The sequence below is a fragment of the Rhodococcus sp. PvR099 genome, from assembly GCF_017833315.1.
In the GTDB taxonomy this organism is placed as follows: domain Bacteria; phylum Actinomycetota; class Actinomycetes; order Mycobacteriales; family Mycobacteriaceae; genus Rhodococcus_G; species Rhodococcus_G oryzae.
Genome location: NZ_JAFIBV010000001.1, coordinates 130,026 through 146,239, shown reverse-complemented (window position 1 = coordinate 146,239; position 16,214 = coordinate 130,026). Strand labels below are relative to the sequence as shown.

The 16,214-nt window shown below is 69.1% G+C and carries 12 protein-coding genes; 4 read left to right on the top strand and 8 right to left on the bottom strand.

Annotated elements, in window-relative coordinates; translation table 11 throughout:
- Positions 1 to 54 precede the first annotated feature (54 nt).
- The 6 genes from JOE46_RS00735 to JOE46_RS00710 form a co-directional block, all read right to left on the bottom strand.
- Complete coding sequence (locus tag JOE46_RS00735; RefSeq protein ID WP_077041169.1) at positions 55 to 1,068, bottom strand: 3-isopropylmalate dehydrogenase; 1,014 nt, start codon at positions 1,066 to 1,068, stop codon at positions 55 to 57.
- A gap of 30 nt (positions 1,069 to 1,098) precedes the next feature.
- The gene (serA, locus tag JOE46_RS00730) at positions 1,099 to 2,691 is read right to left on the bottom strand and encodes a phosphoglycerate dehydrogenase (protein WP_097213568.1); all 1,593 of its coding nucleotides are present in this window, start codon (positions 2,689 to 2,691) and stop codon (positions 1,099 to 1,101) included.
- Positions 2,692 to 2,856: 165 nt separating this feature from the next.
- Positions 2,857 to 4,551: a SulP family inorganic anion transporter gene (locus JOE46_RS00725; RefSeq protein WP_097213569.1), complete on the bottom strand. Its 1,695-nt coding sequence runs from the start codon at positions 4,549 to 4,551 to the stop codon at positions 2,857 to 2,859.
- 153 nt (positions 4,552 to 4,704) lie between these two features.
- Positions 4,705 to 5,706, bottom strand: a complete 1,002-nt coding sequence (gene ilvC / locus JOE46_RS00720) for a ketol-acid reductoisomerase (protein ID WP_179800683.1) — start codon at positions 5,704 to 5,706, stop codon at positions 4,705 to 4,707.
- Between the two features lie 64 nt (positions 5,707 to 5,770).
- Positions 5,771 to 6,274: an acetolactate synthase small subunit gene (gene ilvN, locus JOE46_RS00715; protein ID WP_027499209.1), complete on the bottom strand. Its 504-nt coding sequence runs from the start codon at positions 6,272 to 6,274 to the stop codon at positions 5,771 to 5,773.
- The gene (locus tag JOE46_RS00710) at positions 6,271 to 8,223 is read right to left on the bottom strand and encodes an acetolactate synthase large subunit (RefSeq protein ID WP_097213570.1); all 1,953 of its coding nucleotides are present in this window, start codon (positions 8,221 to 8,223) and stop codon (positions 6,271 to 6,273) included. The genes ilvN and JOE46_RS00710 overlap by 4 nt, the downstream gene beginning before the upstream one ends.
- A gap of 259 nt (positions 8,224 to 8,482) precedes the next feature.
- Between JOE46_RS00710 and JOE46_RS26890 the strand changes: the two genes are divergently transcribed.
- Together JOE46_RS26890 and ilvD are read left to right on the top strand one after the other, a co-directional pair.
- Positions 8,483 to 9,007: a PH domain-containing protein gene (locus JOE46_RS26890; protein WP_257017719.1), complete on the top strand. Its 525-nt coding sequence runs from the start codon at positions 8,483 to 8,485 to the stop codon at positions 9,005 to 9,007.
- Positions 9,008 to 9,150: 143 nt separating this feature from the next.
- Positions 9,151 to 10,992, top strand: coding sequence for a dihydroxy-acid dehydratase (ilvD, locus tag JOE46_RS00700; RefSeq protein WP_097213571.1), 1,842 nt, complete (start codon positions 9,151 to 9,153; stop codon positions 10,990 to 10,992).
- Between the two features lie 98 nt (positions 10,993 to 11,090).
- Here the strand turns inward: ilvD and JOE46_RS00695 are convergent, their stop codons facing one another.
- Positions 11,091 to 12,110, bottom strand: coding sequence for a Glu/Leu/Phe/Val dehydrogenase family protein (locus tag JOE46_RS00695; protein WP_257017720.1), 1,020 nt, complete (start codon positions 12,108 to 12,110; stop codon positions 11,091 to 11,093).
- 422 nt (positions 12,111 to 12,532) lie between these two features.
- Between JOE46_RS00695 and JOE46_RS00690 the strand changes: the two genes are divergently transcribed.
- Complete coding sequence (locus JOE46_RS00690) at positions 12,533 to 14,065, top strand: amino acid permease (protein ID WP_097213573.1); 1,533 nt, start codon at positions 12,533 to 12,535, stop codon at positions 14,063 to 14,065.
- A gap of 28 nt (positions 14,066 to 14,093) precedes the next feature.
- Here JOE46_RS00690 and JOE46_RS00685 read toward each other — a convergent pair whose 3' ends face one another.
- Entirely contained in the window at positions 14,094 to 14,930 is an 837-nt protein-coding gene (locus JOE46_RS00685) for a DoxX family protein (protein WP_257017721.1), read from the bottom strand.
- Between the two features lie 98 nt (positions 14,931 to 15,028).
- On the opposite strand from JOE46_RS00685, the gene JOE46_RS00680 reads away from it, so the two are divergent.
- The gene (locus tag JOE46_RS00680; protein ID WP_097213574.1) at positions 15,029 to 16,168 is read left to right on the top strand and encodes a sorbosone dehydrogenase family protein; all 1,140 of its coding nucleotides are present in this window, start codon (positions 15,029 to 15,031) and stop codon (positions 16,166 to 16,168) included.
- The last annotated feature ends 46 nt before the right edge of the window (positions 16,169 to 16,214 follow it).

The window sequence follows — 16,214 nt, the reverse complement described above, 5'->3', positions numbered from 1 at the left end:
CCCGCGAACCTTTCGGTTCGCGGGCGGAGTGCTACTACGGAGTTTTCGCCGAGCCTAGAGGCTCGCGGCGATGCGGTCGCCGACCTCGGAGGTCTTGATCGGACCGTCACCGCGGGCCGCGAGATCGGCCTCGACGGCCTGCTCGACGCGGGCCGCATCCTCCTCGCGCCCGAGGTGACGCAGCATCAGTGCCACCGACAGGATCGCGGCGGTGGGATCGGCGATGCCCTTACCCGCGATGTCAGGAGCCGAGCCGTGCACGGGCTCGAACATCGACGGGTTGGTGCCCGAGGCGTCGATGTTGCCGGACGCCGAGAGACCGATACCACCGGTGACCGCGCCTGCCAGGTCGGTGATGATGTCGCCGAACAGGTTGTCGGTGACGATCACGTCGAAGCGCGACGGGTCGCTGACCATGTAGATGGTGGCGGCGTCGATGTGGCAGTACGCGGTCTCGACGTCCGGGTACTCGGCACCGACGGTCTCCACCGCACGAGACCAGATCGCGCCCGCGTTGGAGAGCACGTTGGTCTTGTGGATCAGCGTGAGGTGCTTGCGCCGCGTCTGCGCCAGCTCGAAGGCGTAGCGGACGACGCGCTCGGCACCGAACCACGTGTTGATCGACACCTCGGTGGCGATCTCGTGCGGCGTCCCGACGCGGATGGCGCCGCCGTTGCCGGTGTACGGGCCCTCGGTGCCCTCGCGCACCACCACGAAATCGATGTCCGGGTTGGCTGCCAGCGGCGACGTCGCGCCCGGGTACAGCCGCGACGGACGCAGGTTCACATGGTGATCGAGCTGGAACCGCATGTTCAGCAGCAGGCCACGCTCGAGGATGCCGGGGCCGACCAGGCGCGGGTCGCCGATCGCGCCGAGCAGGATCGCGTCGTGCTCGCGAATCTGCGCGAGCTCCGCGTCCGGCAGCAGTTCACCGGTCGCGTTGTAGCGCGTCGCACCGAGGTCGTACTCGGTGGTCTGCAGGTCGGGGACCAACTTGCGCAGCACCTTGAGCGCCTCTGCCGTGACCTCGACCCCGATGCCGTCGCCGGGAATGACTGCAAGCTTCATGTACTTACCCACTTCCTCGCAGAGACGAAATCAGGACAGGTCGACCTGGGCCACGCGGGCGTCGAGCTGGGCGACGACCTCCGCGACCTCGGCATCGCCGACCACGCGGTCCACGCGCAGGATGACGGTGGCGCCCTCGCCCTCCACGTCCTGGCTCAACGCCGCGGCCTGGATGTCGATGCCTGCGTTGCCGAGCACAGTGCCGAGGGTGCCGAGCACGCCCGGACGATCCTGGTAGTGCACGACGATGTTGTGGCCCTCGGCGCGCAGGTCGAAGCTGCGACCGTTGACGTTGACGATCTTCTCGATCTGCTGCAGGCCGGTCAGCGCGCCCGCGACGGCGGTGACGGTGCCGTCGGCCGCGACGGCCCGCACCTCGACCGCGCTGCGGTGCGTGAGCGCCTCGCTGTGCTTGTCGACCTCGACGCTCACGCCACGCTGCTCGGCGAGCGCGGGCGCGTTGACGAAGGTGACCGGCTCGTCGCTGCTGGCCGAGAAGAGTCCGCGCAGCGCGGCAAGGCCGAGGATCTCGACGTTCTCCGCCGACAGCTCACCGCTGACGATGACCTGGATGTTCTGCACGGCCTCCGGGGAGAGGGTGCCCGCGAGCAGACCGAGCTTGCGGACCAGGTCGAGCCACGGCGCGACCTCCTCGCCGACCGGGCCACCGGAGACGTTGACGGCCTCGGGCACGAACTCGCCCGCCAGCGCGAGCAGCACGCTCTTGGCGACGTCGGTGCCCGCGCGGTCCTGGGCCTCCGAGGTGGACGCGCCGAGGTGCGGGGTGACGACGACGTTGTCGAGGTCGAACAGCTTCGAGTCGGTGCACGGCTCGGTGTTGAACACGTCCAGGCCCGCGGCGCGGACCTTGCCGGAGACGAGCGCGTCGTACAGCGCATCCTCGTCGATCAGGCCGCCGCGGGCGGCGTTGACGATGATCAGCCCGTCCTTGGCAGTGGCGAGACGCTCGGCGTTGATCAGGCCGGCGGTCTCCTTGGTCTTCGGCAGGTGCACGGAGATGAAGTCCGAGCGCTTGACCAGCTCGTCGATGTCGACGAGCTCGATGCCGAGCTGCGCGGCGCGGGCCGCGGGCAGGTAGGGGTCGTACGCGATGACGTGGGTCTCGAACGCCGCGAGGCGCTGCGCGAACAGCTGCCCGATCCGGCCGAGGCCGACGACGCCGACCGTCTTGCCGAGGATCTCGGTGCCGTTGAAGCTCGAACGCTTCCAGGTCTTCTCGCGGAGGGTGCGGTCGGCGGCCGGGATCTGGCGCGCGGTGGCCAGCAGCAGGGCGACGGCGTGCTCGGCTGCGGTGTGGATGTTCGAGGTCGGCGCGTTGACGACCATCACGCCGCGCTCGGTGGCGGCCGGGATGTCGACGTTGTCCAGGCCGACGCCTGCACGGCCGACGATCTTCAGCTTGGTGCCCGCGGCGAGGACGTCCGCGTCGACGGTGGTCGCCGAGCGGACCAGGATCGCGTCGGCCTCGGGGACGGCGGCCAGCAGGGCGGGACGGTCGGGACCGTCGACCCAGCGCACTTCCACGCCATCGCCGAGCGCCTCGACCGTGGACGGCGCGAGCTTGTCTGCGATCAGAACAACGGGACGGCCTGGCTGGCTCACGAGTGAACTCCTGTGTTAGGTGTCGGGCGGATCGTCCGCGGCCCGGCGCCGCCTCGGGCGCCCACGTGAGGCCGTGACCGAAGACAGCTTAGTGTGCGGGCCCCCGGGTTTCGGCACCCTGGGTGCGCCGATACCAGATAGTGGACACCTCGTGGGACGGATCACTCAGCCGGAGCGGCCGGCCTCGAACGCCTCCACCGCGGCGTCGAGGGTCGGATAGAACCTGTCGTGGCCGAAACGGTCGCCGACCCCGAACAGGATCAGCCGATCCTTCACCGGTCCCTTCATCTCGGCGAAGACCAGTCGCACCCCGTGGCTGTCCAGGTACTGGTCGAGCTCCACCAGTTCGTCCACCGCCGTGGTGTCGAGCCCGGTCAACGGCTCCGAGGCGATCACCACCCATCGGACCGGATCGGGCGCGTCGGTGACGAGCCCCCGCACGTAGTCATCGAACAGCGCACCGTTCGCGAAGAAGAGCTGTGCGTCGAACCGCGCGATGACCAGGCCCGGGATCCGGTGGCCCTCGGGGTGCCTGGCGAGGTCGTGGTAGCCGTCGAGGTCGGGTACCACCACCAGTTCCGCACGGTACGGCTGCCACGCGTGCACGACGACGGCCACGAAGGACAGGGCGATCGCCACCACGATGCCCTCCAGCACCCCGACCAGCGCGACGCCGAGGAACGCGGCGATCGCCAGGGACGCCTCCACCTTGCTCATCCGCCACATCGCCACCATCCCGCGGACGTCCACCAGCGAGGTCGCCGCCACGATCACCACCGACGCCAGCACCGCCGACGGCAGGTAACCGGTGACGCCGGGCGCGACGAGGATGAACAGCACGATGGCCAGCGCACCGACCACCCCGACGAGCTGGGTCTTGGCACCGTTCTGTTCGGCGACCGGGGTGCGCGAGGAGCTCGCGGACATCGGGAATCCGCCGAGCAGCCCGCTGGCCACGTTGGCGGTCCCGATCGCGCGCATCTCGATGCTGCCGTTGACACTCTCGCCGCGCCGCGCCGCGAAGGTGCGCGAGAGCACCCCGGTGTCGGCGAACGCGATCAGCGCGATGCCCGCGGCCGGGACGATCAGGTCGGCGACGTCGGACCAGGCCAGCCCACCGAGCGCGGGTGCAGGCAGGCCCTGCGGCAGCGCGCCGACCATCGGGAGGTCGTCCTGCAGACCCAGGACGTAGGCCAGGATGATCGCGCCAACCACCGCGACCAGCACACCGGGGATGCGGCTGTGCAGCAGCTTGAAGGCCAGGATGACCGCGATGCCCCCGATGCCGAACGCGGCGGCGGTCGGGTCGATCTCGCCGTCGGCGATCGCGACAACGGTGTTGCGGGCCTCGTCGATGAGGTTGACGCCGTCGACGGAGAAGCCGAGCAGCTTCGGTATCTGGCTGACGACCACGACAAGGGCGATGCCGTTGAGGTAGCCGAGCCGAATCGGTTTGGACAGCAGGTCCGTGACGAAGCCCAGGTTCAGCAGGCCACCGGCGACCAGGATCAGGCCCATCAGGATCGCGAGCAGTCCGGCGAGGGCGACGGCCCGGTCAGGATCTCCTGCGGCGAGCGGCAGTACGGCCGCGCCGATGATCGGGGCGAGCGAGGAATCGGGGCCGAGCACCAGGATCTTCGAGGGCCCGACCAGTGCGTAGACGAGCAGCGGCACGATGGTGGCGTATAGGCCGGTCTCCGGGGGCAGGCCTGCCGCCTCGGCGTACCCCATGCCCGCGGGGATCAGCAGCGCGGTGAGCGCGACCCCGGCGGTGAGGTCGGGGCGCAACCAGGACCGCTCGTATCGGCGGGCGACCTCGACACCAGGAAGCCATGACCCAAGGGACGATTGTCGTGCCATCCATCACCTACCCCGGACAACGCAAGGGCCCGATGCCCTCCGTGACAGTCTGCACTGTCACGGGGTGACATCGGGCCCCGAAATGCGCTTCGCGCCCCGTGAGTCTTTTCGGCCCCCTACGGGACCAAAAGGACTCACGGGTGGCGCAGCCGCCTAAGCGGTTTCGGTGATCGGGCGATCGACCCAGCTCATCAGGTCGCGCAGCTTCTTGCCGGTGACCTCGATCGGGTGCTCGGCGTTGGCCTTGCGCAGGCCCTCGAGCTCGGTGTTGCCGTTCTCGACGTTGGCGACCAGCCGACGGGTGAACTCGCCGGACTGGATGTCGGCCAGGATCGCCTTCATGCGGTCCTTGGTGCCTGCGTCGATGACGCGCGGGCCGGAGAGGTAGCCACCGAACTCGGCGGTGTCGGACACCGAGTAGTTCATGCGCGCGATGCCGCCCTCGTACATGAGGTCGACGATCAGCTTGAGCTCGTGCAGAACCTCGAAGTACGCCATCTCGGGCGCGTAGCCGGCCTCGACCATGACCTCGAAGCCCGTCTTGACGAGCTCCTCGGTGCCGCCGCAGAGCACGGCCTGCTCGCCGAAGAGGTCCGTCTCGGTCTCTTCCTTGAAGGTGGTCTTGATGACGCCGGCGCGGGTGCCACCGATCGCCTTGGCGTAGGACAGCGCCAGGGCCTGGCCCTCGCCCTTCGGGTCCTGGTCGACGGCGATGAGGGCGGGAACGCCCTTGCCGTCGACGAACTGACGGCGCACCAGGTGGCCGGGGCCCTTCGGGGCGACCATGCCGACGGTGACGAACTCCGGGGCCTTGATCAGGTCGAAGTGGATGTTCAGGCCGTGCCCGAAGAACAGCGCGTCGCCGTCCTTGAGGTTCGGCTCGATGTCGTTGGTGAAGATCGACGCCTGCGCGGTGTCGGGTGCCAGCACCATGATCACGTCTGCCCACTCGGCGACCTCGGCGGGCGTGCCGACGGTCAGGCCCTGCTCCTCGGCCTTGGCCCGAGACTTCGAACCCTCCTTCAGGCCGATGCGCACATCGACGCCCGAATCACGCAGGCTGAGCGAATGCGCGTGTCCCTGGCTGCCGTAGCCGATCACAGCGACCTTGCGGCCCTGGATGATCGACAGGTCGGCGTCATCGTCGTAGAACATCTCGACTGCCACTGGTATTACCTCTCCTCGGTTATCTGAAGACTTGATTCGTGAATAGAAAGTACTAGCGGGCCGCGGTGATGGACTTCGGCCCACGGCCGACAGCCACGACACCGGACTGCACGATCTCCCGGATCCCGTAGGGATCGAGCATCCGCAGCAGCGCGTCGAGCTTCGACCGGGTGCCGGTCGCCTCGATGGTCACCGACTCGGGCGAGACGTCGATCACCTTGGCGCGGAACAGGTTCACCGTCTCGAGGACCTGCGTCCGAACGCTGGCGTCGGCCCGCACCTTGATCAGCACGAGCTCGCGGGCCACCGAGGCCTCGGTGTCCTGCTCGACGATCTTGAGCACGTTGATCAGCTTGTTGAGCTGCTTGGTCACCTGCTCGAGCGGGAACTCGTCGACGGTCACGACGATGGTCATGCGGGAAACGTCGGGGAGTTCGGTCCCCCCGACCGCGAGGGACTCGATGTTGAAGCCCCTGCGCGAGAACAGCGCGGCCACCCTGGCCAACACTCCCGGCTTGTCCTCGACGAGAACGCTGAGGGTGTGGCTGGTGCTCACTGGTTGTCCTCCCTTGCGGCGGCAGCGGCCTGGCCGGACTGCTGCTCGCGCTCCATGGCCTCGTGGATGACGGCGGGCTCGTTGACGGCCTCGTCGTCGTCGAACAACGGCCGGATGCCCCGCGCCGCCTGGATCTCGTCGTTGCTGGTGCCCGCGGCCACCATCGGCCACACCTGGGCGTCGGCGCCGACGATGAAGTCGATCACCACCGGCTTGTCGTTGATGGACTGCGCCTCGCGGATCGCAGCCTCGACGTCCTCCTCGCGCTCGACGCGGATGCCGTGGCAGCCCAACGCCTCGGCGAGCTTGACGAAGTCCGGGATCCGGATCGCGCCGTGGGTGCCGAGGTTGGTGTTGGAGTAGCGCTGGTCGTAGAACAGCGTCTGCCACTGCCGCACCATGCCGAGGTTGCCGTTGTTGACCAGCGCGACCTTGATCGGCACGCCCTCGACCGCGCAGGTCGCGAGCTCCTGGTTGGTCATCTGGAAGCAGCCGTCACCGTCGATGGCCCAGACTTCCTTGTCCGGCATGCCCATCTTGGCGCCCATCGCGGCTGGCACCGCGTAACCCATGGTGCCGAGGCCGCCGGAGTTGAGCCAGGTGCGCGGCTTCTCGTACTTGACGAACTGCGCCGCCCACATCTGGTGCTGGCCGACGCCCGCGCAGTAGATCGCGTCCGGGCCCGCGAGCCTGCCGACCGCCTCGATCACGTACTCAGGGGACAGCGCGCCGTCCGACGGCTTGCCGTAGGCCAGCGGGTAGGTGTCGCGCAGACCGTCCAGGTACGACCACCACTCGACGTAGTCGAGGGTGGTCCCGGTGGCCTGATCCGCCTTGATCGCCTCGATCAGCTCGGTGATCACCTCGCCGCAGTCACCGACGATCGGGACGTCCGCGTACCGGTTCTTACCGATCTCGGCCGGGTCGATGTCGGCGTGGATGACCTTGGCGTCGGGTGCGAACGAGTCGAGCTGACCGGTCACCCGGTCGTCGAAACGCGCGCCGAGGGTGATCAGCAGGTCGCTCTTCTGCAGCGCGCCGACCGCCGCGACGGTGCCGTGCATACCCGGCATGCCGCAGTGCAGCTGGTGGCTGTCGGGGAACGCGCCGCGGGCCATCAGCGTCGTCACGACGGGGATGCCGGTCAGTTCCGCGAGCTCGAGCAGCTCGGCGGACGCGTCGGCCTTGATGACACCGCCACCGACGTAGAGCACCGGCGCCTTCGACTCGGCGATCAGCCGGGCCGCCTCGCGGACCTGCTTACCGTGCGGCTTGCTCACCGGGCGGTAGCCGGGCAGGTGCATCTCCGGCGGCCACGAGAACGTGGTCTGCGCCTGCAGCACGTCCTTCGGGATGTCGACGAGGACGGCACCGGGACGACCGGAGGCCGCCAGGTAGAAGGCCTCCGCCATGATCCGCGGGATGTCAGCGCCGTCGGTGATCAGGAAGTTGTGCTTGGTCACCGGCATGGTGATGCCGGAGATGTCGGCCTCCTGGAAGGCGTCGGTGCCGATCAGGCTGCGACCGACCTGGCCGGTGATCGCGACGATCGGGACCGAGTCCATCTGCGCGTCGGCGATCGGGGTCACCAGGTTGGTGGCGCCGGGGCCGGAGGTCGCCATGCAGACGCCGACCTTGCCGGTGGCCTGGGCGTATCCGGTCGCGGCGTGTCCGGCTCCCTGCTCGTGCCGGACGAGGACGTGCCGAACCTTCTTCGAGTCGAAGAGCGGGTCGTAGACGGGCAGAACGGCGCCGCCGGGGATGCCGAATACAGTGTCGACCTCGAGCTCCTCGAGGGCCCGAACCACGGACTGGGCGCCGGTCACTCGCTCGGGGGCGACTTGACGGCGGGTACCGGGTTGGGCGGCCGGCGCTGCCGCGGGGCTGGGCTGACCCGTTCCCCCCGACTTGCGCGGCGTGGGCTGCGGCCGTGCGGTTGGTGCGCTCACTGCATAATCCTCTGGTCTTGACGGTTCAAGCTGGCTCCGGGCAAGAAAAAACCCCCGTCAGCAATCTTGCTGTACGAGGGTGGCGCGTCGTGCTTGTGAGTTGACGAAATCGACTCAGGCGGCGACGCGCCGGCCGATTACGAGCAACTCATTCTGCTTCACGCGCTCGAAGGTAGGCGCGTCAAGGGTGAACAGTCAACTTGGTGAGTCGGCTGTCCCAGAATGTGAGAAGCGCTGACCGCAATGCAAGGATGGTGCGGTGTCATCCTCATCGCAGCCCGTGCCACCGAACTCATCCTCGCACACCGCCGAACCGATCGAGCAGTCCATACACATCTCGAAGCTCGGACTCCTCGCGGTTGGCCTGCTGGCGATCTGCCTGAGCCCGGTCGTGCTCACCAAGCCGGTCCCCCTTCTGCTCCTGCTGCTGATCCCGGTCGCGGTCGCCTGGTGGATGCTGCGGGTACGGACCACGGTCACCGCCGAGGGACTGCGCCTGCGCCGGATGTTCTCCACCGAGAACATCGAGTGGCGCCAGATCAAGGGCTTCCGCTTCCCCAAGCGCGGATGGGCGCGCGCCGACCTGACCGACGGCCGCGAGGTGAGCCTGCCCGTGGTCACCTTCGGCCGGCTCCCCCAGATCGCGGCGGCCAGCGGCGGCCGGGTGACCGACCCCTACGCGGCCGCGGATCGCGCGGCCCGCGAGAAGGCCGCTGCCGAGAGGGCCGCCGCAGAGAATGACGAGACCGAGTCCGGCACGGAGTCGGATCCGGGAACGAAATAGCCCGCGAGTAGCGTTGCTACGGACACTCGACGCCAGGGCGCCGACGGCAGCAACCCCATGCCGAGGACCCGCCCACCGGCCCAGCCCGCCGGAGCCGCTCGAGTCACGGCAACGTTCGCAGTTCGACGATTAAGGACAGTCCTATGCCCCCGTTGAGGTCCCGCACCACCACCGTCGGACGCAATGCCGCCGGAGCCCGCGCCCTGTGGCGCGCCACCGGAATGACGGACTCCGATTTCGGCAAGCCGATCGTCGCGATCGCGAACTCGTACACCCAGTTCGTCCCCGGGCACGTGCACCTCAAGGACGTCGGCGAGATCGTGGCCGAGGCCGTGCGCGCCGCGGGCGGCGTGCCCCGCGAGTTCCACACCATCGCGGTGGACGACGGCATCGCGATGGGCCACGGCGGCATGCTCTACTCGCTGCCCAGCCGCGAGATCATCGCCGACTCGGTCGAGTACATGGCGAACGCACACACCGCCGACGCCCTCGTCTGCATCTCCAACTGCGACAAGATCACCCCCGGCATGCTCAATGCCGCGATGCGCCTGAACATCCCGACCGTCTTCGTCTCGGGCGGTCCGATGGAGGCAGGCAAGGCCGTCGTCGTCGGCGGCGTCGCGCAGGCCCCCACCGACCTGATCACCGCCATCTCGGCATCCGCGAACGACGCGGTGTCCGAGGAAGGCCTCGACGAGGTCGAGCGCAGCGCCTGCCCGACGTGTGGCTCCTGCTCCGGCATGTTCACGGCGAACTCGATGAACTGCCTCACCGAGGCACTCGGCCTTGCGCTGCCCGGCAACGGCTCCACCCTGGCCACCCACGAGGCCCGCCGCGCGCTGTTCTCCCGCGCGGGCACCACGGTCGTCGAGGCCGCGCTCAAGTACTACCGCGACGAGGACGAGTCGGTGCTCCCCCGGAACATCGCCACCCCCAAGGCGTTCCGCAACGCGATGGCCCTCGACGTCGCGATGGGCGGCTCGACCAACACGGTCCTGCACACCCTCGCCGCCGCCCAGGAGGGCGAGGTCGACTTCGACCTCGACACCATCGACGAGATCAGCCGCCTGGTGCCGTGCCTGTCGAAGGTCTCACCCAACTCCGATTACCACATGGAGGACGTGCACCGGGCAGGCGGAATCCCCGCACTGCTCGGCGAGCTGCGTCGCGCGAACCTGCTCGAGACCGATGTCTCCACAGTCCACACCAAGAGCTTCGACCAGTGGCTCGACGACTGGGACATCCGCTCCGGCAAGGCAACCGACGAGGCGATCGAGCTCTTCCACGCCGCACCGGGCGGGGTCCGCACCACCGAGCCGTTCTCCACGTCCAACCGCTGGAGCGCGCTGGACACCGACGCCGCAGGCGGGTGCATCCGGGACAAGGAGCACGCGTACACCGTCGAGGGCGGACTCGTGGTGCTGCGCGGCAACATCGCGCTGGACGGCGCCATCCTCAAGACCGCGGGCATCGACGAGGAGCTGTTCTCCTTCCAGGGTCCGGCGCTCGTCGTCGAATCGCAAGAGGAGGCCGTCTCGGTGATCCTGCAGAAGAAGATCAAGTCCGGCGACGTCCTCGTGGTCCGCTACGAGGGCCCCAAGGGCGGACCGGGCATGCAGGAAATGCTGCACCCCACCGCATTCCTCAAGGGTGCGGGCCTCGGCAAGGAGTGCGCGCTCATCACCGACGGCCGCTTCTCCGGCGGCACCTCCGGCCTGTCCATCGGGCACATCTCCCCTGAGGCCGCGGCGGGCGGCGTGATCGGCCTGGTGGAGAACGGCGACCAGGTCCGTATCGACGTCGCGACCCGGACCCTCGAGATCCTCGTCGACGACGCCGTGCTCGCCGAGCGCCGCGCCAAGATGGAGGCGTCCGAGCGTCCGTGGCAGCCGGTCGACCGCCAGCGCACCGTCACCACCGCGCTGCGTGCCTACGCGGCGCTGGCGACCTCCGCGGACAAGGGTGCCGTTCGCTACGTGCCGTAGTCCTGACCGTTCACAGACAGCGCCCCTGCGGTGCCGGGAATGCCCGGAACCGCAGGGGCGCTGTCGTATCGGCGGGATGCTCCCGCTCTTGCCCCGGCTCAGGCCGCGCGGACCTCCGCGATCCGCCGCTCGGCCAGCTCGATCGCGGCGGTGGAGGTGTCCACCCCGGTCACCCGGGCCCGGTCGAGGATCTCCATCACCACGTCCGCAATCCGGTCCACCTTGCCGACGAAGTCCGTCAGCCCGTTCACCTCGGCGTCGCAGGAGATCAGGCCGCCCGCGTTCGACACGAAATCCGGGACGTGCACGATGCCGCGGGCGGTCAGCGCGTCACCCGCGGCCTGCGAGGCGAGCATGTTGTTGGCCGCTCCGACCAGCGCCACCGCCTTGAGCCGGTCGACTGCACGCTCGTCGATCACCAGACCCGGACCCGCGGGGCAGACCACATCGACGTCGGTCTGCAGGATCTCGTCCAGCGAACTCGCCTGCGCACCAAAACCTTCCACCGCGAGCCGCACCCGCTCCGGATCGGGGTCGGCCACCAGCACCGTGGCCCCGGCCGCGGAGAGGAGCTCGACGATCCCGAGGCCGACGTTGCCGGCACCCTGCACGGCTACCCGCAGCCCGTCGACGCCGTCGCGCCCCAGATGGTCGGCGACCGCCGAGATCGAGGCGACCACTCCCCTGGCCGTGTACGGCGAGGGATCGCGGCCGTCGCTGGAGACCCGGGGGGCGTGCTCCGCGATCACCTTCAGGTCCGCGGGTCCGGTGCCCATGTCGGCGCCGGGGATGTAGCGGCCACCGAGCAGCCCAATGTGCCTGCCGTGCGCCTCCAGGAGCGAACGCGTCTTCTGGCTGCGGGGATCGGCGTTGATCACACTCTTCCCGCCGCCGAGCGCCAGGCCGGCGAGCGCCGCCTTGTAGGTCATCGCGCGTGCGAGGCGCATCGCGTCCGCCGCGGCCGCATCGTCGGATTCGTACTGGCGGATCCGGACTCCCCCGAGCGCGGGCCCGAGGGTGGTGTCGTGCACGGCGATGATGCTGGCGAGCCCGTTCTCCACGCGCTGGATCGACAGCTGCTCGAAGTCCTGCTCGGCCAGGGAATTGATGGCGCTCACTACTGCTCCTGAGGTCAGCCCACGACAGATGACACCCTTGTGGGGCTGATCCGTTGCGGGACAGAGAGTTACGGCACTTGTGGCCGCGACGGGCGGAGTACCTGCCCGGCATGAACTGTAAGGCGCGTCACACGGATGTCAAGCCGTTGCCTGTTCCGCGCACGGCGACCCCGGGGTCGCGATCACGGGCCAAGGCAGCAGAATTGGCGAATCGGCCTAAACCAGGTGTGCACATCGCGCAGTTCGCCCGAGCGATTCGGCGCGCAGCTGAGCAGGATGCGCCATCGAGCGATCGGGTGTTGCGCATCGGGTTCACAGGTGGTTCTCTCTTCACGCCGATGAGACACAGATCACATCCGGTCAAGCACAGCCCCCACCCGGCGACCCACAAGGTCATCGGGAGTCAACCAAGGAGCCCATCCATGCCCGGAGTCGGTATTTGGCGCACCAAGTCCGTCGAACAGTCGATATCAGATACCGATGAACCCGGTACCCGCCTACGCAAAGAGCTGACCGCCTGGGACCTGACCGTCTTCGGCGTCGCCGTGGTCATCGGGGCGGGCATCTTCACCCTCACCGCGAGGACGGCAGGCAACGTCGCAGGGCCGTCCATCTCGCTCGCCTTCGTCCTCGCCGCCATCGCGTGCGGGCTCGCGGCCCTCTGTTATGCCGAGTTCGCCTCCACCGTCCCGGTCGCAGGCAGCGCGTACACCTTCTCCTATGCGACGTTCGGCGAGTTCGTCGCCTGGATCATCGGATGGGACCTCATCCTCGAGTTCGCGCTCGCGTCGGCAGTTGTCGCCAAGGGATGGTCGCTGTATCTGGGGAACGTGCTCGGAGCCAGCGGTTCGACCACCGCGCATCTCGGCCCGATCGACTTCGACTGGGGCGCCCTGCTGATCATCGGCGCGATCACCACCGTGCTCGCCATCGGTACCAAGGTGTCCTCGCGGGTGTCGGCCATCATCACCGCCATCAAGATCGCCGTGGTCCTGCTCGTCATCGTGGTCGGCGCGTTCTACATCAACAAGGACAACTACTCCCCGTACATCCCGCCGGCCGAGGGCGCGGCCAGCACGGCCAGCGGCATCCACCAGACCCTGTTCTCGTTCCTCACCGGCGCCGACGGCAGCAGCTACGGCTGGTACGGCCTGCTCGCCGCGGCCAGCCTCGTGTTCTTCGCGTTCATCGGGTTCGACGTCGTTGCCACCACCGCCGAGGAGACCAAGAACCCGCAGAAGGCGCTCCCCCGCGGCATTCTCGGTTCGCTCGCCATCGTCACCGTCCTGTACGTCGCGGTGACCCTGGTCCTGACCGGCATGGTCAAGTACACCGACCTGAAGACCGGCAGCCCGCTCGTCGGCGACAGCAGCGCCACCCTCGCGACCGCATTCGAGGCGCACGGGATCACCTGGGCTCAGTGGGTGATCAACTTCGGTGGCCTCGCCGGACTGACGACCGTCGTCATGGTCATGATGCTCGGCCAGACCCGGGTGTTGTTCGCGATGTCGCGGGACGGGCTGATGCCGCGCGGTCTCGCCAAGACCGGCACCAAGGGCACCCCCGTTCGGATCACCGTCGTGGTCGGCGTGATCGTGGCGCTGCTCGCCGCCTTCTTCCCGATGGGGACCCTCGAGGAGATGGTCAACATCGGCACCCTGTTCGCCTTCGTCCTGGTCTGCATCGGGGTCGTGGTGCTGCGCAAGACGCGACCCGACCTGCCGCGCGGATTCCGGGTCCCGCTGGTTCCCCTCGTGCCGATCCTCGCGGTGCTGGCCTGCGGGTGGCTGATGCTGAACCTGTCCGTGGAGACCTGGATCCGGTTCCTGGTCTGGATGGCGATCGGCGTGGTGATCTACTTCGCCTACGGCAAGCGCAAGTCGGTGCTCGGCCAGCGGCTCGCCGCCCAGTCCACACCGCCCCCGGAGGAGCAGCTGGAGACGGTCACCGCCTGACCGCCCCGATCGCGAACCCCCTGATCACTCAGATCAGGGGGTTCGCCCCGTTGAAGAAGATCCAGAGGCAGACGCCTGCCGCGACGCCGAGGATCAGCGCGACGAAGGAACCGATGTGCGGCCTGGTCGCCCACTTCCGGCCACCGTCCAGCGAGAACCGGCCGGGGCCGGTCAACACCACCGCGACGGCCGCGGCGACCAGCATCGTCTCGTGCTCGACGCCGGACGGTGCGAAGAACTGCAGTCCCGGCTCGGCCACCTGGCGAACGCACCACGCGTTGATCAGCACCGCGAGCACCGCGGCGCCGGCCAGCGGCGTCACAAGACCGATGATCAGGAGGGCGCCTGCCGCGACCTCACCGACCGCGGTGAGGATCGAGAGCAGTCGGGCCTGCTCGAAGCCGGCATCGAGGAGCGTCGTCTCGAAGCCGTCGAGTCCGGGGCCGTTCCACCAGCCGAACAGTTTCTGCAGCCCGTGGAACAGCGCGACCGTCCCGAGCCCGACCCGGAGGACGAGCAGGCCGAGGTCGAGCGTGCCTCGCCCGGACGGCGTCTCCGGCGCGATCGTCTCCGGCATCGCCTGCTGGACGGGCGAGGTGAATGCCGACACAACGGCAGGCTCGGACGGATCGGCGAACCGCAGTTCCTCGGTGGGATACACCTCGTCCGTGGGATACACCTCATCGACCGAACTGCCCCGGTAGGTCGGGATCTGCTCGGTGGGCATCAGCCCGAGGTCGTCGTCCGATACGGGCAGCGCGCCGCCGGCGGAGGTGGGAAGTTGCTCGGTCGGCAGGTCGAACGGACTGGAGGCGGTGCCATCGGCGCCGTCGCGGTCCGGGTTCCCTTGCTGCTTCGCTGTCACGATGGACAGCGTAAGGGCGAGCGGCAGATACGCGCTCCGGCGCGCCGCACCGGGCCGCCGTGGCGCCGCCCGCACCGGATTCCGTACCGTTTGCAGTCATGGGAGCAAGTCGGGTCAGGGTGTTGGCGGCCGTGTCGATCGTCGTCGCGGTGGCGGGCTGTGCCCGGTTCGACGACTCGGCAACGAGCCCGTTCACCCCCGCGCCGACGTTCGACGCCGGCGGCGAGCTCCGGCCCCGACCGCCCGGCACACCCCCGACCAGCCCCCGCGAGCCCCTCCCGACCGTCGAACCGGCGCCCTGCATCGACCCCGACCCCGCCGTCGTTGCGACCTGCCTCGACACCACCGGCGGCATGGTCATGCTGCCCGGCGGCGATTCGGCGCTGGTCACCGAGCGCCGCACCGGCCGCATCCTCCGCGTCACCCCCGGCAAGCCCACCGAGGAGTTCGCCCGACTCGACGTCGACGGCTCCACCGACGGTGGCCTGCTCGATGTCGCGCTGTCGCCGACCTTCGTCGAAGACAACCTGGTGTACGCCTATGTCTCCACCCCCGGCGACAACCGGGTGGTGCGGGTCGCACCGGGCGATGTGCCCAAGGACGTCCTGACCGGTATCCCGCGCGGATCCGTCGGCAACACCGGAGCCCTGACCTTCGCAGGCCCCAATGAACTACTGGTACTCACCGGCGACGCCGGAAACCCCTCCGCCGCAACCGATCCCGGCTCACTGGCCGGAAAGCTGCTCCGCGTGACCGCGCTGACGCCCGGGCCCCCCGGGTCACAGCCCTTCCCCCAGGTCGCGCTGTCGGGCATCGGCGGCGCGGGCGATGTCTGCGTGGACCCGACCGACCAGAACATCTGGGTGACCGACCGAACCCCGCTCGAGGACCGACTGCAGAAGGTCGCGCCGAACGGCGCGGCAGGCGTCCCGGTCTGGACCTGGCCGGACCGGCCCGGCGTCGCAGGCTGCACGGCGGGCGGCGGGTCGGTCGCCATCGCGCTGACCGAGGGCCGGGCACTCGCGCTGCTCGACACCGATCCGCAGACCGGCGCCGTGACCGCGGCGCCGTCGCTGATCGCCCAGGACCGGTACGGCCGGCTGGGCGCGGCCGCGCTCGGGGCCGAGAACACGATCTGGGTCTCGACCGTCAACAAGGCCGACGGCCATCCCGGCGGCCCGACCGATGACCGGGTGGTCAAGATCCCCGCACCGCAGGGCGGCGGCGGCTTCGACTGACCGTCGAGTGTGCAGCTGCCGGGGCATCGGCCGAGAACACCCGCCG

What these genes read in the sequence shown, in the direction of transcription:
- JOE46_RS00735 (WP_077041169.1), bottom strand. Translation starts at nt 1,068, where the DNA reads ATGAAGCTTGCAGTCATTCCCGGCGACGGCATCGGGGTCGAGGTCACG.
- JOE46_RS00725 (WP_097213569.1), bottom strand. Translation starts at nt 4,551, where the DNA reads ATGGCACGACAATCGTCCCTTGGGTCATGGCTTCCTGGTGTCGAGGTC.
- ilvC (WP_179800683.1), bottom strand. Translation starts at nt 5,706, where the DNA reads ATGTTCTACGACGATGACGCCGACCTGTCGATCATCCAGGGCCGCAAG.
- ilvD (WP_097213571.1), top strand. Translation starts at nt 9,151, where the DNA reads ATGCCCCCGTTGAGGTCCCGCACCACCACCGTCGGACGCAATGCCGCC.
- JOE46_RS00690 (WP_097213573.1), top strand. Translation starts at nt 12,533, where the DNA reads ATGCCCGGAGTCGGTATTTGGCGCACCAAGTCCGTCGAACAGTCGATA.
- JOE46_RS00680 (WP_097213574.1), top strand. Translation starts at nt 15,029, where the DNA reads ATGGGAGCAAGTCGGGTCAGGGTGTTGGCGGCCGTGTCGATCGTCGTC.